Below are 21,734 nucleotides of genomic sequence, written 5' to 3' on the forward strand. Positions count from 1 at the left end.
AGGTAGTTTAACTAGAAATCAACTCCTTATTAACATTGAAATGTAATTGTAATATCTCTATTACATGGTTGTCATTTCTTTATGTTACTATTCTAGATGGGTCTTAAACTATTTTAATTTTTAGTAGTTTAATATTATTAAAGAATTATAAATTTACATAAATGTATGATGGAAGGCGGAGATGAGATGGGATCGCTAAACAAAAAGCTAATTGCTCTCAACACCATACTATTATTTGTTGTAGGAAGTTCTTTTGCAGCATCAAATGTTCAGGCTGAGACTGATAAAGATTTACAAGAAGTTCAACAAGAAAGAGCGGAAGTTCAGGAAAAAATTGAGCAGGCTGAAAAAGATATTGAAAATGCAGATGCAGAACTTACTGAATTAAGTGAACAAATTGCACGTGCAAATGAAGCGATAAATGACAATGAAAATATGATTGTAGAAACACAAAACAATATAGAAAATACTCATGTAGAAATAGATGCTCTAAAAGAAGAAATTGCTATTGAAGAAGAGAAAATGCAAAAAAGATTTGAAGTTTTAAAAGAGCGTGCATCAGCATACCAAAAAAGTGGTGGGAATCTAAGTTATTTAGAAGTAATCCTAGGATCTTCAAGCTTTGGTGAGTTTATTGATCGCGTAGCGCTAGTGTCGAAAATTATGGAGGCAGACTCCGATCTACACGCGCAGATTGATGAAGGTAAGCAGATTTTAGAAGAGAAGCAGGAGTCTGTACAAGAAAAACTAGATGAGCTTAATGAACTGAAATTAGAGTTAGAAGGAATGCAAGCGCAGCTAGTAGAACAAAAAGAACAAAATGAAGCCTTAAAAGAAGGCCTTACACAGGAAATGAAGGACGCTATCGCGGCAAAGTCCGATTTGCAAATGGAAGAGAGAAGTCTATCCTCCCGTGAGGCATCTATTGAGAGTAGTTTAGCGAGTGGTCAACCGGAAATAAATACTTTAAGCAAAGAATCATCGAAAAGCAGTCAACCATCATCTAACTCAATTAGTCCAGTCTCAGCTAGTGGAGATGTAAATGCTCTAATTTCCGCGGGCAACAGATATTTAGGTAACTCCGTGTACGTATTTGGGGGAGGCAGATCTGCTTATGATATTGCAAATGGTAGGTTTGACTGTTCTGGATTTGTAAGCTGGGCATTCTCCCAAATCGGTGTGAATGTTGGAGCAAGTACAAGTGCGTTAAGTGTGACAGGAACAAAAGTTTCAGCTAGTGACATGCGACCAGGTGACTTAGTTTTCTTTAATACCTATAAGACTAATGGGCATGTAGGTATTTATGTTGGAGGAAACCAGTTCATTGGTTCACAAAGTTCCACTGGTGTAGCTTATGCAAGCATGAACAGTAGTTATTGGAGTTCAAAATTTTCCGGACACGTTCGACGCGTAATAAATTAAGTTAAATTAATATAAAATCATGCACTTATTGGGTGCATGATTTTTTTGTTAGAAAATAAAGGTGACCCCTGTATACAGTAAAGTTGTGATAGCTGCTGCGATCAGAGCTGGTTTTAATTTAAATCGTGCGTAGTCCATTACTCTTAAATCCAATATTTTAGCTAATGTGTTCGTATCATCGCTTAATGGTGAGGCGAAGGCACCAAAGGACCCACTCGCAAAGACTGCACCGATAATAAGTGGTAAGGAAATACCAGAAGCGCTTGCAAGAGAGATGCCAAGTGGCATTAAAATCCCCCAAGTTCCCCAAGCAGAACCAATGAAGTAGGAGACAACGGCACCAAAGACGAATAACAGTGGAGTAATAAACATTATTGGAATCCATTCTGTATGTGCTGTCACAAAACCTGAGAAACCTAAGTCATCAGTAACAGATGATAATCCCCATACAACAGATAATAAAACAATTACTGACATTAATTCGTTCCCACCTGTTATAAAAATGGAAATTAATTTACTGAGCTCAAATCGTTGCACAAAGAAAAAAACGATCGAGATGAATAGCGTAAATAATAAGGCTACAACCATTGCTTCTAATACATCAGCCTTGATAAAGGCTTGGAAAAACGAATATCCCTCAGTATGTCCATCCCACCAGGTTAAGAATAAGGTGAGAAAGATAACTAGACTAATTGGAACTAGTAGGTTCCACGGCTTTGATGGTAAATCCTTCGCTACAGCAGGATGACAGTCATGCCAATCATCATCCTTTTCATCATCCATTTGTGTTGGTGCGTCTGTATGGGAAGGGTGAAAAAAGCTTAAGTATATACCAAGCAAAATAATTACAAATGCAAAAAAGTTAAATGGGATGCTCTGTATAAATAAAGAATAAGGGTCAATTGTAACTCCTACCGTTTCGGTTGATACTTGGATTACGGATACCATGTACCCAACAAACGCTGTTGCAACAGGTATTAGAACGATAATAGGTGTTGCAGTTGTTTCAATGACAAATCCTAATTCTTTCGTTGACATGCTTACTTTTTTTAATAGTGCCTTCATAATCGGAGCAATGGTTACAAACCGGAAAGTAGGAGCACTGAAAGTACCAATTGTCGATGCGTATGTTAATAACAGTGCTTGTTTTTTTGTGGTTATTCGTTCTGATGCTTTCTCTACGAATCCTTTAATCCCACCGGTCATCTTTATCATCCCGATGAGACCAGAGAATATATAAAGAAAAACAATTACTTTAATATTATTTTCATCAATCAATGCTTGTACAACATAGGTGAGCATTGTCTCCATTCCGCCGATAATTGAAGGGTTAACAAGATATGAACCGACTAGCAATCCTAATATTAGCCCAGGCAGCACTTGTTTTGTTATCATTGCAATTGGTATTACAATTAAAAAAGGAATAATTGAAATCCAGCTATGTTCCATGTCTACACCTACTTCGTTTTTGGCTACAGTGTAGTCTTTGGTTTATTCGAAAAAAGTATGTATCAAAATGGATGTTGGTAGGTGTAAAAGTATTCTATTCTCCTCCAAAAAATATTTATTTGGTCTATAATGGTTTTAGATTAGCTCTAAGTGTAATGGACTAATGGACAAGTGGAACTGGAGAATATAATGAAGAGGCGAATTTATTTGATAATTAGTTTAGTATTTTTATTAGTAGTAATTACGTTAGTAATAGCAGCAAACTATTTTTATAGTCAGAGTTTTAAGCGCGGGAAAGAAGTGGCATTGTATAGCGGAACAGAAGCTATTGAGGTTTTTGGAAATCAAGAAAGCCAAAGAATAATTAAAACTGCTATTAAATGGTTTGATAAGCAGGAGTTTGAAGTGATCGAGCAAATTTCTCATGACGGATTAACTTTGAAGGGGAAATTCTTAAAGAATACACAATCAACTGGAAAAGCGGTTATCCTAGCACATGGTTACCGAGGTCACGGTGATCAAATGGGTGATTTAGTTAAATTTTATTACGATCAAGGATTTGATATATTAATGCCAGATGCTCGAGGACATGGGGCAAGTGAGGGTAATTATATTGGTTATGGCTGGCATGACCGCTTGGATTATCTATTATGGATTGATCAATTAATTATTAACAGGCAGGCAGAAAATGTATTTTTGCATGGTAATTCAATGGGAGCATCTTTAGTGTTAATGACAAGTGGTGAAGATTTACCAGTCGAAGTTAAAGGTATCATTGCGGATAGTGGTTACACCTCCGTCAAAGAAGAATTAGTATATCAACTAAAGCATTTATATAATTTACCACCTTTTCCACTTATGCAAATCACTAGTTTTTTAACTAATATTAGGGCAGGCTATACATTCGAGGAAGCTTCCGCGATTGAACAAGTAAAAAAGAACACACTGCCATTATTCATTATTCATGGTGATAAAGATGAACTTGTTCCAACACAAATGGCATACAAGCTTTATGATGCCGCGATAAGTGAAAAAGAATTCTGGATTGTACCAGATGCCGGTCATACCATGGCTTATGAGGTTGCCACTGTAGAATTTCAAGAACGATTGAAAAAATTCATTAATAAGTCCATCGATAATTAAAGTAAAAATGTAGAACTTTTTAAAAAAAGTTCTACATTTTTTTGACTTAAAAAAGCTATTTGTGAAAACACTAAGATCACTAACAGTAGAGAGTGGTGTTCAATTGCTTGAATACACAGGGCACATTTTTAGTGGGAATTTTTCAAAAGATGATCATTCATTTTATTTAAAAAGAGTAAAACATCTAGATACTCAATCCACCCTTTCAACCAAACAAATAGCGCAATTACGTGTCTATTTGACGCAGAAAGATGAATTAAATGAATCTTGTACAATAACTGTTAATGATCAAATTCCTTTACTACTCAACAAGGAAGAGGTCCATGAGTTATTGCAAGAGCTTGAGACTATTTCAGAAAGTATCTAATATTTTTTGACTGTTCGACAAAAACTAAGTTTGTAACAAAGGAGGCTGAATATGATGGAAAAGAACAATAAAAAAGTAAGCCAAGAGGATGCAAATAAGGTAGCTGAAAAAATGTATGATCCGACTGATTATAAAAAGTCAGACCAGTTATCTCAAGGTACAGCAATTACTCATGAACAATCCTCTGATGCTTACACAGAAGGATCAATTGATGGGAAGATTGATTCAGTCGATGACAATGGGCAGTTAACTAGTAAAAAAGGTGAAGATATTCCCCGAAAAGGTTTTTAAGGTTAATAAGAAAAGAGGTCTTTTTTATGGCTCGGAGAAATAAAATTCTTGTTCCTGAAGCACGTGAAGGATTAGACCAATTAAAAGCTAGGATAGCGCACACAAATGATCCGCAAAATGCAAAATACGAAATTGCTAAAGAACAAGGAGTTCAATTAAATAAAGGTTATAATGGTAACATCAGAGCAAAAGATGCTGGGAAAATCGGCGGTAATATCGGTGGAAACATGGTTAAGGAAATGGTCAGAATGGCTCAACAACAAATGAAAGATAATTAACTTTTGACAAAGGAGAGGGATATTGCTGTCGTAGCAATATCCCTTCTCGTTAATTATAAATACTTATTGTACGCATCAGTTAAATTAGTAACTATTTCTTCTACGTCGTGATCCTCAATTTCCTCGCGTGGAATAAAGTGGAGAACCTTTCCATCTTCCATTAGAGCCATTGAAGGCGAAGAAGGTTCGATACCTTTAAAGTATTCTCTCATCTTTAGCGTTGCTTCACGGTCTTGACCCGCAAATACAGTAACCAACTTTTCGGGTTTTTTTGCATTGTTTAATGAAGCTTTTGCAGCTGGTCTAGCAAGCCCTGCTGCACATCCGCAGACAGAGTTCACGACCACTAACGTTTTTTCTTTCATCGATGTAACAAATTGCTCAACATCTTCTGGTGTGGTTAACTCAGAGAAACCAGCTTCGGTTAATTCATCCCTCATTGGTTGTGAAACTTCTTTCATGTATTGTTCATATGAATTCATAAAAATCCTCCTAAAGTTTAACTTACTTCTTATTTGTTGTAGCTTGTGTCATTTGATGCCAGACAGAACCCTTGGCTTTTTCTCCACCTTCAATGCGTTCAAGTGCCATTTGTATCTGCATGCGAACTTCAAATTCAGGATCGTTTTTAGCAACTTGTAAAGCTGGAATAGCTGACTCATCTCCGATCTCATATAAAAACATTGCTGCTCTCCATCGTACTAATCGATTGGGATCAGCTAGTGAAGCAATCATTTCGGGCATCGCTTCTTTAAATCCTAAATCAGAGAGGCAATCACCAGCAGTTCTCCTTACAGTTACCACTTTATCTTTTAATGCTTTATAAAGATAAGGTAACACCTCTGGTTCTTCAATCATACCTAGATATGCAGTTGCCAGACGTCTGATTGATGCTTTTTCATCATTAAGTGCTTTGTCAAGTAAAGGTAAATCCTCAAATGTTGGATCCATTCGATCAAGCGAAGCATATCTAATTTTCCAATCAGGATTATCAAACCTCTCAGCCGTATCTTTCTTATTTAATTCATTTTGAACTGTTTTTTCTTTACCTAGATTGTTAAGCGCTAGTTCTATTAAGGTATCAAGACGTTCGGGATCATAGCTTGCAGATAGTTCTTCTATTATCTCTCCTCCAACTTGATCCATTGTTCCATATCTTGCGTTTTGCTCCACCCATTTTCGTTCCATAACGAAATTAGTAGATGCTTCTGCTGCTTTCATTGCTGCCTCTGTAAAAATAACTGGAAGACCATATCTTTTTTCTTCTGACCCATCGTCTAACTTTATTTGCATCGGTATTTCTTTAAATTGTTGAATGAGTACTTTGATCTCGCCGAATGAATTGTCAGTGTTGACGGAGCTTTGCAGCTTTTCTTCTCCAGAATCGTCTGGTCCCACAGTACCTAGTTTTTCTCGCACTTGTGGAAGAATAGATTCCCATGAATGTCTGGGATTTCGTTCTAAAGCGATAAAATCAACTACGTGGTAAATACCCTTAACCCCATCAATGGAGAAAAGTTGCCTGACATAATCTGGAGCATCGTTAAGGTCGTCATCTAATTTATAGTTTAGCGTTTTCCCATCCGCTAATGTTATATCTAAGTTTATTTTCATCGAATGTGGACTTGGTGTTGGTTCTATTGATACGATTTTCACGTTATCACCCCATTTACTCAATCTTAACAGTGATTTTATCAGAGTTTGTTCTGATTATCCATTTAGAAGAACATTCTAATCGACATTGGATGATCTTTATCAACTAATATATTTCGTACTTAACTATAGCGAGTTTTGCATATGTCGCTTATTATGCACTATAAAGAAGTAAGAGTTCTACATATACTCATTTTTCGTATGTTTTACAGATTAAAAGGAGGAGTTATAGACTGAATCATCTATAACTCCTCTTCATTAGTAATCAAATTAACTTTTAACCAACCTCTAACACTGTTAATAAACCATATTTCATCGGCTCTTTGTAAGTCGGTCTTTTTCAATACCTTTTCTTCGATAATAGCCTTATCTAACAAATGTTGACGAAAGGTGCCCGCAAGAAGTCCAGAGTTAATTGGTGGTGTGTAGTATTCATCATCGATTTTAAGAACAAGGTTACCGATTGTGAATTCAGTTAACTCTTCATCTTTATTCCATAGTAAGGTGGTAAATATATTCGAGTTGTCATTTTCTAGAATGGTATAGTGATCACGACGTGTTGTTTTATGAAACACATAAGGATTTTGAACATCAATAGCAAATGGCGCCAGTTTACAATTAATTGGTTCCTTTATAGGATAAATAATTCGTCCGTCTAATTTTATTTCACCTAACTCATCAACTAAAAGCCGTAATTTGTAATTTTCTTTGGTATGGTCCCGCGCGTATGCTTGTAATTTTTCAATGACGTTAACACGGTCTATTTTGAATTGAAAGTACTCGGCGGAATCTTCTAGTCGATTTAAATGATAGGAAAGAAGGGGGAATTCTCCATTTTCTAATCGTAAGGATTCAAGCAACTTAAAATCTTGCCTTTGCTCTGTTAATAGCTTTGCTTTTGTTAGTAACTCGTCGTATTCTCCTTCAACAGTAGAATCCCAAGTGATGCCTCCACCGACACCATACGTGGCTGTCCCCATATCCGAGTCAATAACAACTGTACGAATCGGTACGTTGAAGATTGCCTCACGTTTAGGGGTAATGTAGCCAACCGCACCGCAATAAACTTCCCTAGGCGATTGCTCCAAACTAGCAATGTATGACATAGTGCTGATTTTGGGTGCCCCAGTAATCGATCCGCAAGGAAATAATGCGCTAAACCAATCAAAAACAGTAGTATTTTCCTCTAGTTCAGCCTCAATTGTTGTAGTCATTTGATGTACAGTAGGATAGGTTTCAATATCGAATAATTTTGGAACTTGAACGGAGCCTGTTTTTGAGATTCTTCCGATATCGTTTCTGAGTAAATCGACAATCATTAGGTTTTCCGCTTGCTCTTTTTCAGAGTTTTTTAAATGATAAATAAGCTGTTGATCTTCTTTTGTTGTACGGCCACGTTTAGCAGTTCCCTTCATTGGCTTGGTAGTTATCTTATTACCGCTAACTCGAAAAAACAGTTCAGGAGAAGCGGATAGAATGCTATATCTTCCGGTGTTTAGATAGGCACTATAGGAAGCTCGCTGATTTCTCGCCAATTGATGATAAAAGCTCTGATCACTTCCGAAAAACTTAGCATGTAATCTGGCGGTGTAGTTTACTTGGTAGGTGTTTCCATCCTCAATAGCTTGTTTAATATTTTTTATTCCTGTTTGATAATCCCTATAAGTAGATGCCAAATGCCAGTTAGATACTGAATAATCTTGATTAGCTGGAAACACAGTTTCATCGATAAAATTCTCGAAAGTAGCGAACCATACAAGAGGAAGCGTTGAATTGTTATGGATTTTATAGTTGGGATCAAATGCAGGTGCCGCTTCATAGGATAGGTAGCCTGCGACGTAATATCCGGAGTCTAGGGCATGTTCAACTTTTTCAAAGATAGTCGCTACTTCTTCGTGTTTATTTGTTTCCAGTATTTCAATAGGACGGGTAAATAATTTAGGACTAGTAATACCAGCTTCATTCGCAAATTCAAACAGAAGATAAGGATTCATTCTTCATTCCCCCTTTTATTCTTTTCCTCCATAAAAGTGCTTGCGCATAACTGTTTTCAATCATTGCAAATCCAGATTCAGTCAGCACAGACTCTGGGTGGAATTGAATTCCTTCAACAGGGAAGTGAAGATGGCGAACCCCCATAATTACTCCATCCTCTGCATAAGAAGTGACCTCTAAGTCTATCGGTAAATTTTTAGGCTCAGCGACTAACGAATGGTAGCGTGTTACTTTTGTTGGTGAAGCAATCTTATCAAAAACACCACGACTTGTATGATGTATGAAAGAGACTTTGCCATGCATTGGCTTAGTTCCTTTTATGATCTTACCACCAAAGAAATCAACTATAAGCTGAAAACCTAGACATACACCGATAATGGGTATTCTATTATAAAATTCTTTCAATATTTCTCTACAATTACCTGTATTATTAGGGGTACCCGGTCCAGGTGAAAAAACTATTAAATCAGGGTCTAATTGGTCGACTTGATCTATTGTTATTTGATCGTTTTTATACACTAGAACACTAGAATCTAACTTTTTATAATACTGGACGAGATTATATGTGAATGAATCATAGTTATCGATAATGATAATCATGAATTACACCTCTTTTTATGCTATTTTACTTTTTCTATTATAACCTGTCTGTAGTGATATACAAATAGTCGAGTTCCTACCTATTACCTAATAGTTATTTAAGCTGAAAAAGGCCTAAATTCATACAAATTAGGCCTTTTTAGCGTATTTAATTTGATTCTTTTTTTGTGAAAGATTGTCTAAAATTTTTATAGAGGAGGTTGCTTTGGAAGGGATAAGTCGACTCCTATTAACCCAACAACTTTGTTATGGTCTAACAATGGGAATGAAATAGTAATACACGCGCTTTTTGTTAAAGCTGATGTATATACTTCTGATATATACGTTTCACCATTGATCGCTTTAACAAACCATGGTCTAGCTTTAGCATTTACTAGTCCGGCTGGGGGATTAGAATATATAAATGTGCCATCCTGACGGTTTGACCATATCGCTTCAATATCAGGATGCGATTTGTAGAAGTCAGTTAATATTTGTTCATGTTCGTCGGGCATTAATTGAGCCAATGAATAAGTTTTCGTAATATGGTAAATGTCCTTTTTAACACGTTCTGTTACCGCCGTATCAATTTTAACTAGAGAGTTGGATTCATCACTCTGAATAATACTCTGCAATTCATTAGAAGTGGATGTTAAAGTATGACTTATTGATAATATTTGTTCACTACTCTGAAATTGCTCGTCCATGTCTAATGTTACATTGTAAACGAGTTCCTTATTTTTAATTGACATATCAGAAATTTGTTCTAAGAGTGCTGAAATTTCTTGAACACCACCTGTTTGTTCTCCAACAGCTTGGGCGGAGTCCGATGCCATAGATGTTATTAGACTTATTTTGGACTTAAAGGATTCAAGTACCTCCATAACATTCTTCAGCTCATTAGAACCATCTTCCACTTGGTTAGTTTCTTGGTTTACCATGTTAGTTGTAGCATTAATATCTTCTTGAATAAGGTGAATGTTATTTCTAGTTTGTTTAACGGCCTCGGATGTTTGATTTGCAAGGTTTCCAACTTCATTGGCGACTACAGCAAATCCTTTTCCGTGTTCACCAGACCTCGCAGCTTCAATTGTCGCATTTAGAGCTAAAATGCTTGTCCTTTTAGAAATGGAACCAATGGTATCAACTATTTTATTTATCTGTTGTGAATGGTTTACTAGGCTATTCATTTGATTAATTAAAACGTAGTGACTTTTTAGCAATTGGTCCATTTTTTCTTGAAGTTTTTCTAAGTTATCCCAGGAGCGGATAAGTTCTTGGTAGGAATTTTGACTACTTTCGTGTATTTCTTCTGATACATCAGCAATTTTTGTAGCTGATGCATCAATAAGTTTCATTTTTTCGGTAACCTGAATTGTGTAGTCAGTTGTTTTTTCACTATGCTGCATCAAGTTGTTCACTCGCTCAATGCTAGAAGTAGAGGTTTCATTTAAAGAAAGGGCGGCTAATTTAGCCTGTTCTACGATTCCTTTCAGTTGATCTGCGGCGACCTGTACTTGTCCATTAATATTGGCGTCTTCTTTTAGCTTATCAACACTTGTCTTGTTTTTTTTCACTTTTTGACTAATTAAAAACATAGATATCCCTCTTCATGTTATATTTGTTAACATGATTATAACATATGATGTTAGATAATTATTTAAATTTTTGCAATACTCATTCAGATTTAGATAATAAAGTAGAGAAAGTAGCTTATAGATTCATTAATTACAATAATCGATGGTAAAATGTAATTAGATATTCCTAATAAACAGTCATCAAAATTGTTATCTAGGAGTCGTTTACATGAGCTTATTTGAAGCGGTAATTTTTGATTTGGACGGTGTGATAGTATCAACAGATAACTACCATTTTCTTGCTTGGGGAAGAATGTGTGAAGAGGAGGGAATTAAGTTTAACAGTGAAATCAACCATCGTCTTAGAGGTGTAAGTCGAATGGAGAGTTTAAATATCATATTAGAAAATACAGAAAAACAATATTCTAATCTAGAAAAAGAACAGTTAGCAAAGAGAAAAAATGACTATTATCGTAATTCACTTTCTTCATTATCTGATGACGATTTATTACCAGGTGTACGATCAGTATTGGATTATTTGAAAAATAAAGGTGTTCGGGTAGCAATTGGATCTTCGAGTAAGAATACACCAATGATTTTAAAACAAGTTAAATTGAATAATTATTTTGATGCAGTTTCAGATGGCAACGATATAGTGAACAGTAAACCAGATCCAGAAGTTTTTCTACTAGCAGCTAAAAAACTAGGAATCGAGCCGGAAAAATGTTTAGTGATTGAGGATGCTATGGCTGGCGTAGAAGCTGCACATCGGGGGAGGATGAAGGTCGCAGCGATAGGGGATGCAGCAAATTCTAGTCAGGCAGATTACATTTTAGGTGAGCTAGAGGATTTAAAAAAGGTGATAAACTAGTTGAAGGTTAAATGAACTAGGGATTCTAAGGTAAATTTTTAATAGAATCCCTAATTATATTTTATTTAAAGACCCCCGGTCCCTGCACCCATGCATTTTGCGGGTAGCCTCTTTGTTCCCAGTAGCCAAAGTGTTCCTCTTCAATTAACTCCACTCGTGTTAACCATTTTACTGATTTATAAGCATATAGCCTAGGAGTAATTAGTCTAACTGGTCCACCATTTTGTTGTGTAATCAACTCTCCATCAATTAAAACAGCAACCATAATATCATCCATCATTGCCTCGGAAAGAGTGAGTGTGTCGGTGTACACTCCGTCCCCAGAATACAATTTCACATAATTGGCTTTTTCATTAACATCCGATTTCTCTAATAAATCTTTTAATGGAATACCTTCCCAAATGATATTATAGACACTCCATCCAGTAACACAATGGAAATTGCTTTCTTGTGCTGTTCGTTTGAGGTTAATAAATTCTGTCCATGTGAACTGTAGTTCCTGACTGACCAAACCATCCACTTTAAATGACCAGTTTTCATTGGAAAATGAAGGCATTTCGGTAACTGTGTAATAACGAAATTCTCCTTCTCTTCCAGAAGAAGTTAGGGTTGTTTGTGGGGTTGGAATAGGAACCATATCATTCCCATTAACTAGTTTGGACTGGTCACTACCGAAAAAGTATTTTTTAATCCAGTTCCCAAAAATAGGAATCGTCACAACTGCAATGAAAGCACCAGCTACTAATTTTAAAAATGAACGGCGTCGTAAGAGAGGGTTTTTACTATCTATCATAGTAGGCTCTAATTTATCAGGTACCTGACTCTTAGGACTGGTCAACTGCTTAAACCATTGACTTCTAGTTATACTGTGATAAATAACATAGGGCAATCCAATCCATGTAGCTAAGTCGTGTATGAGTAGGGCATAGGAATTTATTTGTGGAGGAAATTGTCGCTGAAAGGTAAGAATAATGCCAGAAATAATTAATATGGAAATTATAGCTAAAATACCGTAGAGGTTAATACGGTGTTTTTTTCTTTTTTTAAGTGTTAGGAGGTGTTTTTTCATTTTAGGCAGATAGAAAAAAATAGGCAAAATACTCAAAAAACCAATCCAAATATGGATATCTTTAATTAAAACCCGTGTGCTAGGAAATGAAGATCGAAAAACAGTGGAAATCAAAACTAATCCAGTAATACTTAATATGTAAAATAATAAGGCATTCGTATGATGTAGTCTGGCAAGTCTTTTGGCAAATTTCAGATTACGCTTAAAAAATATCCTCCAGTTCATCAGAATCCCCCTAAGTAATGCTACTTTGTTTTATCATAACAGGTAACAGCCATTTTTTGAACAGGAATTCAGGCTCAACCAAAAAGGTTTAACTAGGTTAGTGAACTAAAATTTCCTTTTTTCAGAATTCTTATTGACAGAAGTTCAAATCGTGGTAGTATGGAAATAGTCTAAATGATAATGAGTCTCATTATTGATTAAATGTTAAATAAATCTACATAGTTTTCTGTTTCATGTAGTTAGGAAGGCAAAGGATTTAATTCTATGAAACTACGTACCTTAATTATTATTCTATTTGTATTATCATTTATTTCTGTTTTCATTGGTGTTATTGATTTAAATCCAAAGGATCTTTTTAAACTAACGGAAGATCAGTTGCAAATTTTATGGATAAGTAGATTCCCACGACTCATCAGTATTGTAATTGCTGGTATGAGTATGGCAATTTGTGGTTTGATTATGCAACAACTAAGTAGAAATAAATTTGTCTCACCAACTACAGCAGGAACAATGGACTCTGCGAGATTTGGAATTCTTGTGTCGTTAATGCTTTTTGGAACAGCTAGTCCGATGCAGAAAATGCTTGTAGCATTCCTTTTTGCATTAATTGGAACATTTATTTTTATGAAAATCTTGGAAAAGGTTAAATTTAAAGATCCAATATTTATACCACTTGTTGGATTAATGTTTGGAAGTATTATTAGCTCTGTCACGACTTTTTTTGCTTACAAAAATGATCTCATCCAAAACATGTCATCCTGGCTGCAGGGGAACTTCGCGCTAATTCTTCAAGGTAGATATGAAATGTTATATATAAGCCTTCCTTTAGTTATTGTCGCTTATTTATACGCCAACAGGTTTACGATTGCTGGAATGGGAGAAGATTTCTCAACTAACTTAGGTATGAATCATAAGGGTGTCGTAAATATCGGATTAGTAATTGTTGCACTCATGACCACAGTAGTAATCCTTACTGTCGGAATGATACCATTTTTAGGATTGATCATTCCAAACATTGTTACTATTTATAAGGGAGATAACTTGAAAAATAGCCTTCCACATACAGCATTGTTAGGCGCAGTATTTGTGCTAGCATGTGACATTATAGGGCGAATTATTATCTATCCATATGAGATTGCGATTGGTGTTACTGTTGGAGTTATAGGTAGTGGTATTTTCCTTTACCTAATTATGAGGAGAAAGTCATATGAGTAGTAAAACCAAAATATTCCTTCTCGCCATAATAGCTGTCATTTTGGTTAGTGTGTTTTTATTTTCAGGCATAACTGGGAACTGGGACTATATTCTCCCTAGGAGAGCAAGTAGATTACTAGCAATTGTCATTACGGGTGCTGTCATCGCTCTTTCAACTATGATATTTCAAACAATTACAAATAATAGGATACTTACGCCAAGTGTTATTGGATTAGATTCGCTTTACTTACTCATCCAAACATTTATTATTTTTGTATTTGGTTCTACAAGTGCTATCGCACTGAATAAGAACTTTAATTTCTTAATCTGCGTAGGTTTAATGGTTATTTTCGCACTATTGTTATTTAAGGTTTTATTTCGAAAGAATCAAAATATATACATACTGTTATTAATAGGATTAATATTTGGTACTTTCTTTGGTAGCCTTTCATCCTTTATGCAGGTATTAATTGATCCAAATGAATTTTTTATAGTACAGAACAGGATGTTTGCAAGCTTTAACAATGTAAATACAGATATATTATATCTTTCGATAGCGATTATTGTCGTTGTATTAGTTTATTTCATGCGATTTTATAAGTATTTAGATGTACTTTCGCTAGGGAAGGAACAAGCGATAAACTTAGGCATCGATTATGACTTTGTGGTGAAAAGACTATTAATTATTATCGCCATTCTAGTTTCAGTAGCAACTGCTTTGGTGGGGCCAATTTTGTTCCTTGGATTATTAGTAGCCAATGTTGCCCATGAATTTCTAAGAACATATAAACATAGCCAGTTGATAATAGGTTCGATATTTATTAGTATCATTGCTTTAGTAGGTGGTCAGCTAATTGTGGATCGAGTATTTACTTTTTCCACTACATTAAGTGTAATTATTAACTTTGTCGGTGGATCTTACTTCCTATATCTCATTTTAAAGGAGAATAAATCATGGTAGAAGTAAAAGAAATAACCAAAAATTACGGTAACCAGGTAGTAGTTGATAATGTTTCTTTAACAATACCTAAGGGAAAAATCACGTCTTTTATCGGACCAAACGGTGCAGGTAAGAGTACTTTGTTATCAATTGTTAGCCGCTTAATAGCTAAAGATTACGGTGAGGTTATCATCGATGATCAAGAAATAACCAAAACGAAAAGCAGTGAGCTTGCCAAAAAAATCTCTATTCTAAAACAAGCGAATCATATTAATGTTCGTTTGACTGTGAAGGAATTAGTGAGTTTCGGCCGCTTTCCTTATTCACAGGGTAGATTGACAAAAGAAGATAAGAAATTTGTGGATGAAGCTATTGCATATATGGAGCTTGGAGAAATACAGGATAAATTTATAGACCAGTTAAGTGGGGGGCAACAGCAACGAGCTCACATTGCTATGGTTATCGCTCAAGATACTGATTATATTTTGTTAGATGAACCGCTGAACAACTTAGACATGAAACATTCTGTGCAAATAATGAAGGTCTTGCGGAGGCTTGTTGATGAATTAGGAAAAACAGTGGTAATTGTTATACACGATGTAAATTTTGCTTCCGTTTATTCCGATTATATCGTTGCTTTGAAAGAAGGAAAGATTGTTAAAAAAGGTCCTACTTATGACATTATTAATAAACAGGTTTTAAAAGAAGTATATGATATGGATATCCAAATACAGGATATCGATCAATGTAGAATTTGTTTGTATTTTTCTTGAAATTGATTTAAATATTGATGATAAAATGAAAGTGATATAGATGTTCTAATTAATATTAGCACTGTGCAGTAAGGTAGTTAGGCCCAAGAAATAGGCTATCTTAAGCAGTGCTTACTTTTTGAAGAGCATTGAGAATTGTTATCATTATTGTCATCAGTTTAAATATAAAAAAATTAGATATAGGAGTGAATTACTATGAAAAAATTAGCTTTGCTAATGTCATTAATATTTCTAGTCGTTTTTGCAGCAGCTTGTGGAAGTGATTCAGAGCAAACAGCAGTTGCATCTGAAGGGGACACTACAAATGAAACAACAACGGATGAAGAGGTAGCAGAAATTGAAGTTGAACATCAATTAGGTACGACTACAGTACCTGTTAATCCAGAAAAGGTAGTAGTGTTCGATTATGGTACTCTGGATTCATTAGATAAATTAGGCGTTGAGATAACAGCAATACCACAAGATAGTCTTCCTTCTTATTTAGAAAAGTATGAAGATGCAAAATATGAAAATGCAGGTGGGATAAAAGAACCTGATTTTGAAAAATTAGCTGGAATTGATCCCGACCTAATTATTATTTCTGGAAGACAATCAGAAGTTTATGAAGATTTAAACGAATTAGCTCCAACTATTTACATGGGTGTGGATACTTCTAGATATATGGATTCATTCACTGAGAATGTTGAACTTCTTGGACAGATCTTTGGGAAAGAAGCAGAGGTAGAAGCGGAACTTACAGCAATCAATGATGAGATAACAGCATTAAATGAAAAAGCTATAGCAAAGAGTGAAAATGGTTTAATTATTTTAACTAATGATGGAAGCGTTAGTGCCTATGGACCTGGGTCAAGATTCGGACTTATTCATGACGTGTTTGGTTTTGCTCCAGTTGACGACACACTTGAAGTTTCCACACACGGTCAAAATGTCAGTTTTGAGTACATTGCTGAAAAAGATCCTCAAAATTTATTTGTAGTTGATAGAAACAAAGTTGTTGGTGGAGAAAATTCCGCTGAAAAGACACTTGAGAATGAATTAGTTCAGAAAACTCAGGCATACCAAAATGAAAATATTATTTATCTTAGCCCTGATTATTGGTACCTTTCTGGTGGTGGATTAATATCTGTTGCTGGAATGATAAACGAAATTAGTGAAAATATTAATTAATTTGTAATAAAAAAGTTACCTATCCATTTAAAATGAGTAGGTAACTTTTTTATTAAGGCTCTTTTCGTAAGTTTTATTACTATTTAATTTCGCAGTTGATATAAAAAGCGTCGTAACGTAGCTATTAGTTGATTTGCGCTCCGGGCAGTCGCTTTCCGCGGGCAACGCTTCAACTTCCTCGGAAGAAAACCGCTTCCTGCGGGATTTTCAGCCGTCGCTTTTCCCGCTGGAGTCGACTGCCCTCCGCTCCAATCACCATCTTATATGTAACAGTAATGAAAGGAAGATGGATAAAAACCAAAATCTAGTGTAGTTTAGTTCAACAAATTTTAAATAGCTGTGATTTCAAGAGTGGAAAATTCTTTCAACATACAATCGCGGACTTTACCATGATAATCAGAACGCCCCTACAAGTGCAGGCAGAATACGTAGACTCCTATGGGAACAGCGCGTGTCCGAAGACCCCGGAAGAATAGCTTTTTGATTCTGAGGAGGCTGAGGCCGTGCCCATGGAAAGCGAAGTATTCTGCCGGAACGACATGTAAGCATTCAACTTTAATTACTATCAGAGATAAAAGATACTACTTCGTAGTTTATAGTTTTTGTGTCGTACAACAACAATCATTAACAAAACAGCCTAGAGTTGTTTGCAATTAATTGTTGGAGTAAGATACTAATTCAGGAAAATTCTGTTGATTTATGTCGAATGATACCTTATGATGAAAATACAAAAGTATAGTATTAAAGTACTAATGTGAAAAGGCAAACTCTTCTAAAGGGGAGGACGCAAAGCATAGGGTCTAAGGTTAAACTAACTATGATCGCCTGGCTACCAAAATATTGTACCGACCTATTTTGGCTATTCTATTAATTAGAGTAGTTTTTTTGTTTTATATAATAATTTACTGCATCAGTATTAGACTCAAAATTGGTTATCCAACTAAAGAACTAACTTAGTGTTTACTTCTTTTTAGAAAGGGGTTTGAAATTGTCAGCACAACTTGAAAATAAAAACCATGTGGTGAAAGAATTATACAATGGAACAATTCAATCTTTAAAAACGATTATACCTATACAACATGTAATTGGAAAACCGTCGGTAATAAATAATTCAGTGTCTATTGAATTTGGTGTTCTCATTGGCTTTACAGGTAATTTGAAAGGTGAATTAATTATCAAGGGAGACACTACTTTATTTAGCTCAGTGGGCAAAGAAATGTACGGAATGCCACTAGAGGGAGAAATGTTATCTTCCTTCTCCGGTGAATTAGGTAATATGATTGCTGGGAGCATAGCTACTAATATAGCGGAAAAAGGGATAGAAACGGATATAACTTATCCCACTGTGCTTAGTGGGAATACAAAATTAAGCGGTTTTAAGAAAGCGCTTTTGGTTACAGTTACTTATGCAGATATAGGGGACATGGAAGTCTATTTTTTATTTAATTCTTAATCGTTGAATCCAATAATAATACAACAGGATTACTATATCTTCTATAAATGGGGGAAAAAAGAAATGGATGAAAAGATAAAAATTATAGTTTTTAAATTGGATCATCAGGAATATGGTGCAGAAATTCAACAAGTTCTATCTATAGAACGTTTACAAGACATCATAGAGTTACCGCAATCGCCTAATTTCATCCAAGGTGTAATGAATTTACGTGGAAATGTTACTCCGGTTATTGATTTAAAATCAAGATTAAATATGAAATCAACAGAGGTTACAGAACAAACAAGGGTATTAATTGCAAACATTAATGAGATTCAGATAGGTTTTATTGTTGATGTCGCTACAGATGTTATTGATATAGAATCTAGCAAAATAGAATCCACACCGAAAATTACCAGGGGTGATAATTCTAATTTCATCAAAGGTGTGGCAAAGCTAAGCGATCGATTGTTACTTTTGTTAGACCTAGAGCACGTATTAGATAACCAGGGACTCAATGAAGTAAAAGAAGTAATTTTGAAGTAATACTAACCATTTTTTAGTCTAGCAAAGTTCTTTGAAAAAAGGGATAAAGAACATAAAAGAATGTTATTTTCATTCGGCTTATATCAAGAAAGTTATTTCTCAAATCCAATTCTGGGATTTCTCTAATTATCCGTGTGGAATTTTGTGGGATTAAATTGATTTGTGTCAAATAAAAAGGTATTCTGAAGTTATATTTAAACTCATCATGACGTAACCGTAGGAGTATGGTCCAACACTATTAGATTTTTGATTAGCGTTATAAGTATTGATAACGATTTCATTTTTTAAAAATAACTTATGACCTTTGAACTACTGGCTCTACTGCTCTACTGCTTAATCAATGCATAAGGAGGGTTGATTATAAAAACTTAAACTACACCTACAAAAGAATAAGAGGGAGCTACAGATGAAGAAATTCAAGAAAAAATCACCAATTTATTTCAAGAAAAAAGCTAAAATTAATTTAAGTAATAAACACTTTAATCCAAATTGGAAAATAAAATTTAAAACTATTCGGACAAAAGTTCTTTTCGGCTTTTCAATTATAGTTGCATTAACGGTAGCATTCGGAGTATTCAATTACATAACATCATCTAATATTAATAAAGAAACTGAAGACATTGTTGATGAGCAGCTAGCCGTATTACTAGCTAATCAAACTCTAGCAATTAACATTGTAGATCAAGTTAGCTTAGCGAGGGCATATATCTTATACGGTGACAGCTACTATAAAGAGAAATTTTTTGAGTATCAAGAAGAAAGTGATAGAGTAGAAAAACAAGCGTTAACACTGAATGATTCTCCAAAACAGAAAGAATTAGCTGTTCTGAGAGAAAAGTGGATAATAGCTATGGAGGATAAGGTTTTTAGAATTTTTGATAGTGGTGATGAAAATGAAAATGTAGCTAAGTTAAGTTTGTCGCTTACAGTTGGTCCCCTAACAGCCAAATTGACCTCGGGTTACCAAGACTTAATTGATAATAGGGAAGAACTAATAGTTGAATCAGGAAATAAGTTGTTAAATCATAGTCGATCTTCAATTATTGTTGGAGTAGTAGTATCATTAATAGTAGCGGTGTTAAGTTTTCTTATTGCACTTTTTGTATCATCTATTATTTCTAAGCCGATTATTAATGTTAGTAAAAGAATGAATCTAATTGCCAATGGTGATCTTAAACATGAACCGTTGGTCAATCACTCAAAAGACGAAGTTGGTCAATTGGTCGATGCTACAAATCAAATGAATGAAAACATGAAGACTTTAGTAGGAGAGATTAGTAACGTTTCAGTATCTGTCTCTAACCAAAGTGAAGAATTAACACAAGCCGCAAACGAAGTAAAAGAAGGTAGTAATCAAATTGCTTCAACGATGCAAGAACTGTCGTCCGGAGCGGAAACACAAGCACATACGACGAGTGATTTAGCAACGTCAATGATAAGCTTTAGTGAAAAAATAAATGAGGCGAACAATAGTGGGGAACTAGTCTATCAATCTTCTCAACAGGTACTTGATTTAACAAAAGAGGGTAGCCGATTAATGAATACATCGATTCAGCAAATGGCTACGATTGATCACATTGTTCAAGAAGCAGTTGGAAAAGTAAGAGGATTAGATCAGCAGTCACAAGAGATATCTAAACTTGTTGGCGTCATTAAAGATATAGCAGGTCAAACAAACTTACTTGCTCTTAATGCTGCTATTGAAGCTGCACGTGCTGGGGAGCATGGAAAAGGGTTTGCAGTAGTTGCGGATGAAGTTAGAAAACTTGCTGAACAAGTATCTTTGTCTGTTACAGATATTACCCAAATTGTAACTAGTATTCAAAAGGAGACAAACGTAGTCACTGATTCTTTACAGGATGGATACAAAGAGGTTCAAAACGGAACAAATCAGATTGTAAAAACAGGTGATACATTTGATGAAATTTATACTAACTTATCTGAAATGGCAGATGGTATTAAATTAATATCTGAAAATCTTGGTAATATCGCGAATAACAACGAATCTATTAATACGTCAATTGAAGAAATAGCAGCTGTATCTGAGGAGTCAGCGGCGGGAATTGAACAAACATCAGCATCTGTACAACAAACGAGTAGCTCAATGGAAGAAGTTGCAAATAGCTCGGATGAACTGTCAAGGCTGTCAGAAAATTTAAACACGTTAATTGCAAGATTTAAACTTTAAAAGAAAAAAGCAGTCAGTAAACTTATAAAGGATTCAGTTTTGGAATGTATATTGCAAAAGGATGATAGAAAGTGGCAACTTGATGATCAAGGTGCTTTGAATGAAAATATCTTAAAAACTCGTCAAATTCAATGACGAGTTTTTTTGCTTAGTTTACTTATTCGTTCCTGAAGGATTAACTCCTCTCAAAATTACCGTACATATTAACGAGGATTTTTTTATTACTAAGGTCCATCATCGGTCAATGGTTTAATGAAGGGTAATTTCGAAAAATAAACTAGATTTTTAATTTACGAGACTACCTTTTTTGGGAACATTGATAGGATTGTTGTAGATTAATTTTAGTTTTATGAACTACCATTTTTGTAATTATTTTACAAGTATTTAGAGAATTAGCACAAGTGAACCTCTCCACCTAAATCATAGATTTTGATAGAGCATCCCTTGTCTTAAATACAGTACAAACTAAGCGATTAAGCCACCTTCGGTGCCTCAAGAGCCTGAATAAGACTAATGAATGAAGACAAGGTTTGAGATGTTCTTTTTGCCAATACAGGGACTTTTGCCTGCAAGGA

20 protein-coding genes and 1 riboswitch are annotated in these 21,734 nt (G+C 35.0%); of the genes, 13 read left to right on the forward strand and 7 right to left on the reverse strand.

Annotation, left to right across the window (positions count from 1 at the left end):
- Positions 1–165 precede the first annotated feature (165 nt).
- Positions 166–1,422 carry a C40 family peptidase gene (locus GH741_RS05325; protein ID WP_240795420.1) on the forward strand — a complete coding sequence of 419 codons (1,257 nt, stop codon included), beginning with the start codon at positions 166–168 and terminating at the stop codon, positions 1,420–1,422.
- Positions 1,423–1,470: 48 nt separating this feature from the next.
- Here the strand turns inward: GH741_RS05325 and GH741_RS05330 are convergent, their stop codons facing one another.
- Complete coding sequence (locus GH741_RS05330; RefSeq protein WP_153735742.1) at positions 1,471–2,871, reverse strand: Na+/H+ antiporter NhaC family protein; 1,401 nt, start codon at positions 2,869–2,871, stop codon at positions 1,471–1,473.
- 207 nt (positions 2,872–3,078) lie between these two features.
- Between GH741_RS05330 and GH741_RS05335 the strand changes: the two genes are divergently transcribed.
- From GH741_RS05335 to GH741_RS05350, 4 genes are all read left to right on the forward strand, one after another.
- Positions 3,079–4,014 carry an alpha/beta hydrolase gene (locus GH741_RS05335; RefSeq protein WP_338079249.1) on the forward strand — a complete coding sequence of 312 codons (936 nt, stop codon included), beginning with the start codon at positions 3,079–3,081 and terminating at the stop codon, positions 4,012–4,014.
- Between the two features lie 61 nt (positions 4,015–4,075).
- Positions 4,076–4,381: a hypothetical protein gene (locus GH741_RS05340; protein WP_153735744.1), complete on the forward strand. Its 306-nt coding sequence runs from the start codon at positions 4,076–4,078 to the stop codon at positions 4,379–4,381.
- Positions 4,382–4,435: 54 nt separating this feature from the next.
- A complete protein-coding gene (locus GH741_RS05345; RefSeq protein WP_153735745.1) occupies positions 4,436–4,672 on the forward strand; it encodes a YozQ family protein in 237 nt (78 codons plus the stop codon).
- Positions 4,673–4,698: 26 nt separating this feature from the next.
- Positions 4,699–4,950, forward strand: a complete 252-nt coding sequence (locus tag GH741_RS05350) for an alpha/beta-type small acid-soluble spore protein (RefSeq protein WP_153735746.1) — start codon at positions 4,699–4,701, stop codon at positions 4,948–4,950.
- Positions 4,951–5,003: 53 nt separating this feature from the next.
- Here GH741_RS05350 and GH741_RS05355 read toward each other — a convergent pair whose 3' ends face one another.
- The 5 genes from GH741_RS05355 to GH741_RS05375 all read right to left on the reverse strand — a co-directional run bounded on the left by GH741_RS05355 (position 5,004) and on the right by GH741_RS05375 (position 10,775).
- Positions 5,004–5,432, reverse strand: a complete 429-nt coding sequence (locus GH741_RS05355; protein WP_153735747.1) for a BrxA/BrxB family bacilliredoxin — start codon at positions 5,430–5,432, stop codon at positions 5,004–5,006.
- Positions 5,433–5,454: 22 nt separating this feature from the next.
- Positions 5,455–6,606: a conserved virulence factor C family protein gene (locus GH741_RS05360; RefSeq protein ID WP_338079250.1), complete on the reverse strand. Its 1,152-nt coding sequence runs from the start codon at positions 6,604–6,606 to the stop codon at positions 5,455–5,457.
- A 239-nt stretch (positions 6,607–6,845) separates the two neighbouring features.
- Complete coding sequence (gene pabB / locus GH741_RS05365) at positions 6,846–8,597, reverse strand: aminodeoxychorismate synthase component I (protein WP_153735748.1); 1,752 nt, start codon at positions 8,595–8,597, stop codon at positions 6,846–6,848.
- Positions 8,575–9,198 (reverse strand): anthranilate synthase component II, encoded by a 624-nt coding sequence (locus GH741_RS05370; protein WP_153735749.1) that lies wholly within the window; start codon positions 9,196–9,198, stop codon positions 8,575–8,577. Before GH741_RS05370 ends, pabB begins: the two co-directional genes overlap by 23 nt.
- A 188-nt stretch (positions 9,199–9,386) precedes the next feature.
- Complete coding sequence (locus GH741_RS05375; protein ID WP_153735750.1) at positions 9,387–10,775, reverse strand: methyl-accepting chemotaxis protein; 1,389 nt, start codon at positions 10,773–10,775, stop codon at positions 9,387–9,389.
- Positions 10,776–10,983: 208 nt separating this feature from the next.
- Here GH741_RS05375 and pgmB point away from each other — a divergent pair, with 208 nt between their 5' ends.
- Positions 10,984–11,625, forward strand: a complete 642-nt coding sequence (gene pgmB / locus GH741_RS05380) for a beta-phosphoglucomutase (RefSeq protein WP_153735751.1) — start codon at positions 10,984–10,986, stop codon at positions 11,623–11,625.
- A 61-nt stretch (positions 11,626–11,686) separates the two neighbouring features.
- Here the strand turns inward: pgmB and GH741_RS05385 are convergent, their stop codons facing one another.
- Entirely contained in the window at positions 11,687–12,919 is a 1,233-nt protein-coding gene (locus tag GH741_RS05385; RefSeq protein WP_153735752.1) for a molybdopterin-dependent oxidoreductase, read from the reverse strand.
- Positions 12,920–13,183: 264 nt separating this feature from the next.
- Between GH741_RS05385 and GH741_RS05390 the strand changes: the two genes are divergently transcribed.
- The 7 genes from GH741_RS05390 to GH741_RS05420 all read left to right on the forward strand — a co-directional run bounded on the left by GH741_RS05390 (position 13,184) and on the right by GH741_RS05420 (position 21,159).
- Positions 13,184–14,134, forward strand: a complete 951-nt coding sequence (locus GH741_RS05390; protein ID WP_153735753.1) for an ABC transporter permease — start codon at positions 13,184–13,186, stop codon at positions 14,132–14,134.
- Positions 14,127–15,074 carry an iron chelate uptake ABC transporter family permease subunit gene (locus tag GH741_RS05395; protein WP_153735754.1) on the forward strand — a complete coding sequence of 316 codons (948 nt, stop codon included), beginning with the start codon at positions 14,127–14,129 and terminating at the stop codon, positions 15,072–15,074. Before GH741_RS05390 ends, GH741_RS05395 begins: the two co-directional genes overlap by 8 nt.
- Complete coding sequence (locus GH741_RS05400; protein ID WP_153735755.1) at positions 15,068–15,826, forward strand: iron ABC transporter ATP-binding protein; 759 nt, start codon at positions 15,068–15,070, stop codon at positions 15,824–15,826. The genes GH741_RS05395 and GH741_RS05400 overlap by 7 nt, the downstream gene beginning before the upstream one ends.
- 195 nt (positions 15,827–16,021) lie before the next feature.
- Complete coding sequence (locus tag GH741_RS05405; protein ID WP_153735756.1) at positions 16,022–16,993, forward strand: siderophore ABC transporter substrate-binding protein; 972 nt, start codon at positions 16,022–16,024, stop codon at positions 16,991–16,993.
- 751 nt (positions 16,994–17,744) lie between these two features.
- A riboswitch (cyclic di-GMP riboswitch) is annotated at positions 17,745–17,830 on the forward strand.
- 151 nt (positions 17,831–17,981) lie between these two features.
- The gene (locus tag GH741_RS05410; protein ID WP_153735757.1) at positions 17,982–18,446 is read left to right on the forward strand and encodes a chemotaxis protein CheX; all 465 of its coding nucleotides are present in this window, start codon (positions 17,982–17,984) and stop codon (positions 18,444–18,446) included.
- 63 nt (positions 18,447–18,509) lie between these two features.
- Positions 18,510–18,971 carry a chemotaxis protein CheW gene (locus GH741_RS05415; protein WP_153735758.1) on the forward strand — a complete coding sequence of 154 codons (462 nt, stop codon included), beginning with the start codon at positions 18,510–18,512 and terminating at the stop codon, positions 18,969–18,971.
- Positions 18,972–19,377: 406 nt separating this feature from the next.
- The gene (locus tag GH741_RS05420) at positions 19,378–21,159 is read left to right on the forward strand and encodes a methyl-accepting chemotaxis protein (RefSeq protein ID WP_153735759.1); all 1,782 of its coding nucleotides are present in this window, start codon (positions 19,378–19,380) and stop codon (positions 21,157–21,159) included.
- Positions 21,160–21,734: the final 575 nt, after the last annotated feature.

The sequence above is a fragment of the Aquibacillus halophilus genome, from assembly GCF_009649745.1.
GTDB lineage: Bacteria > Bacillota > Bacilli > Bacillales > Amphibacillaceae > Aquibacillus > Aquibacillus halophilus.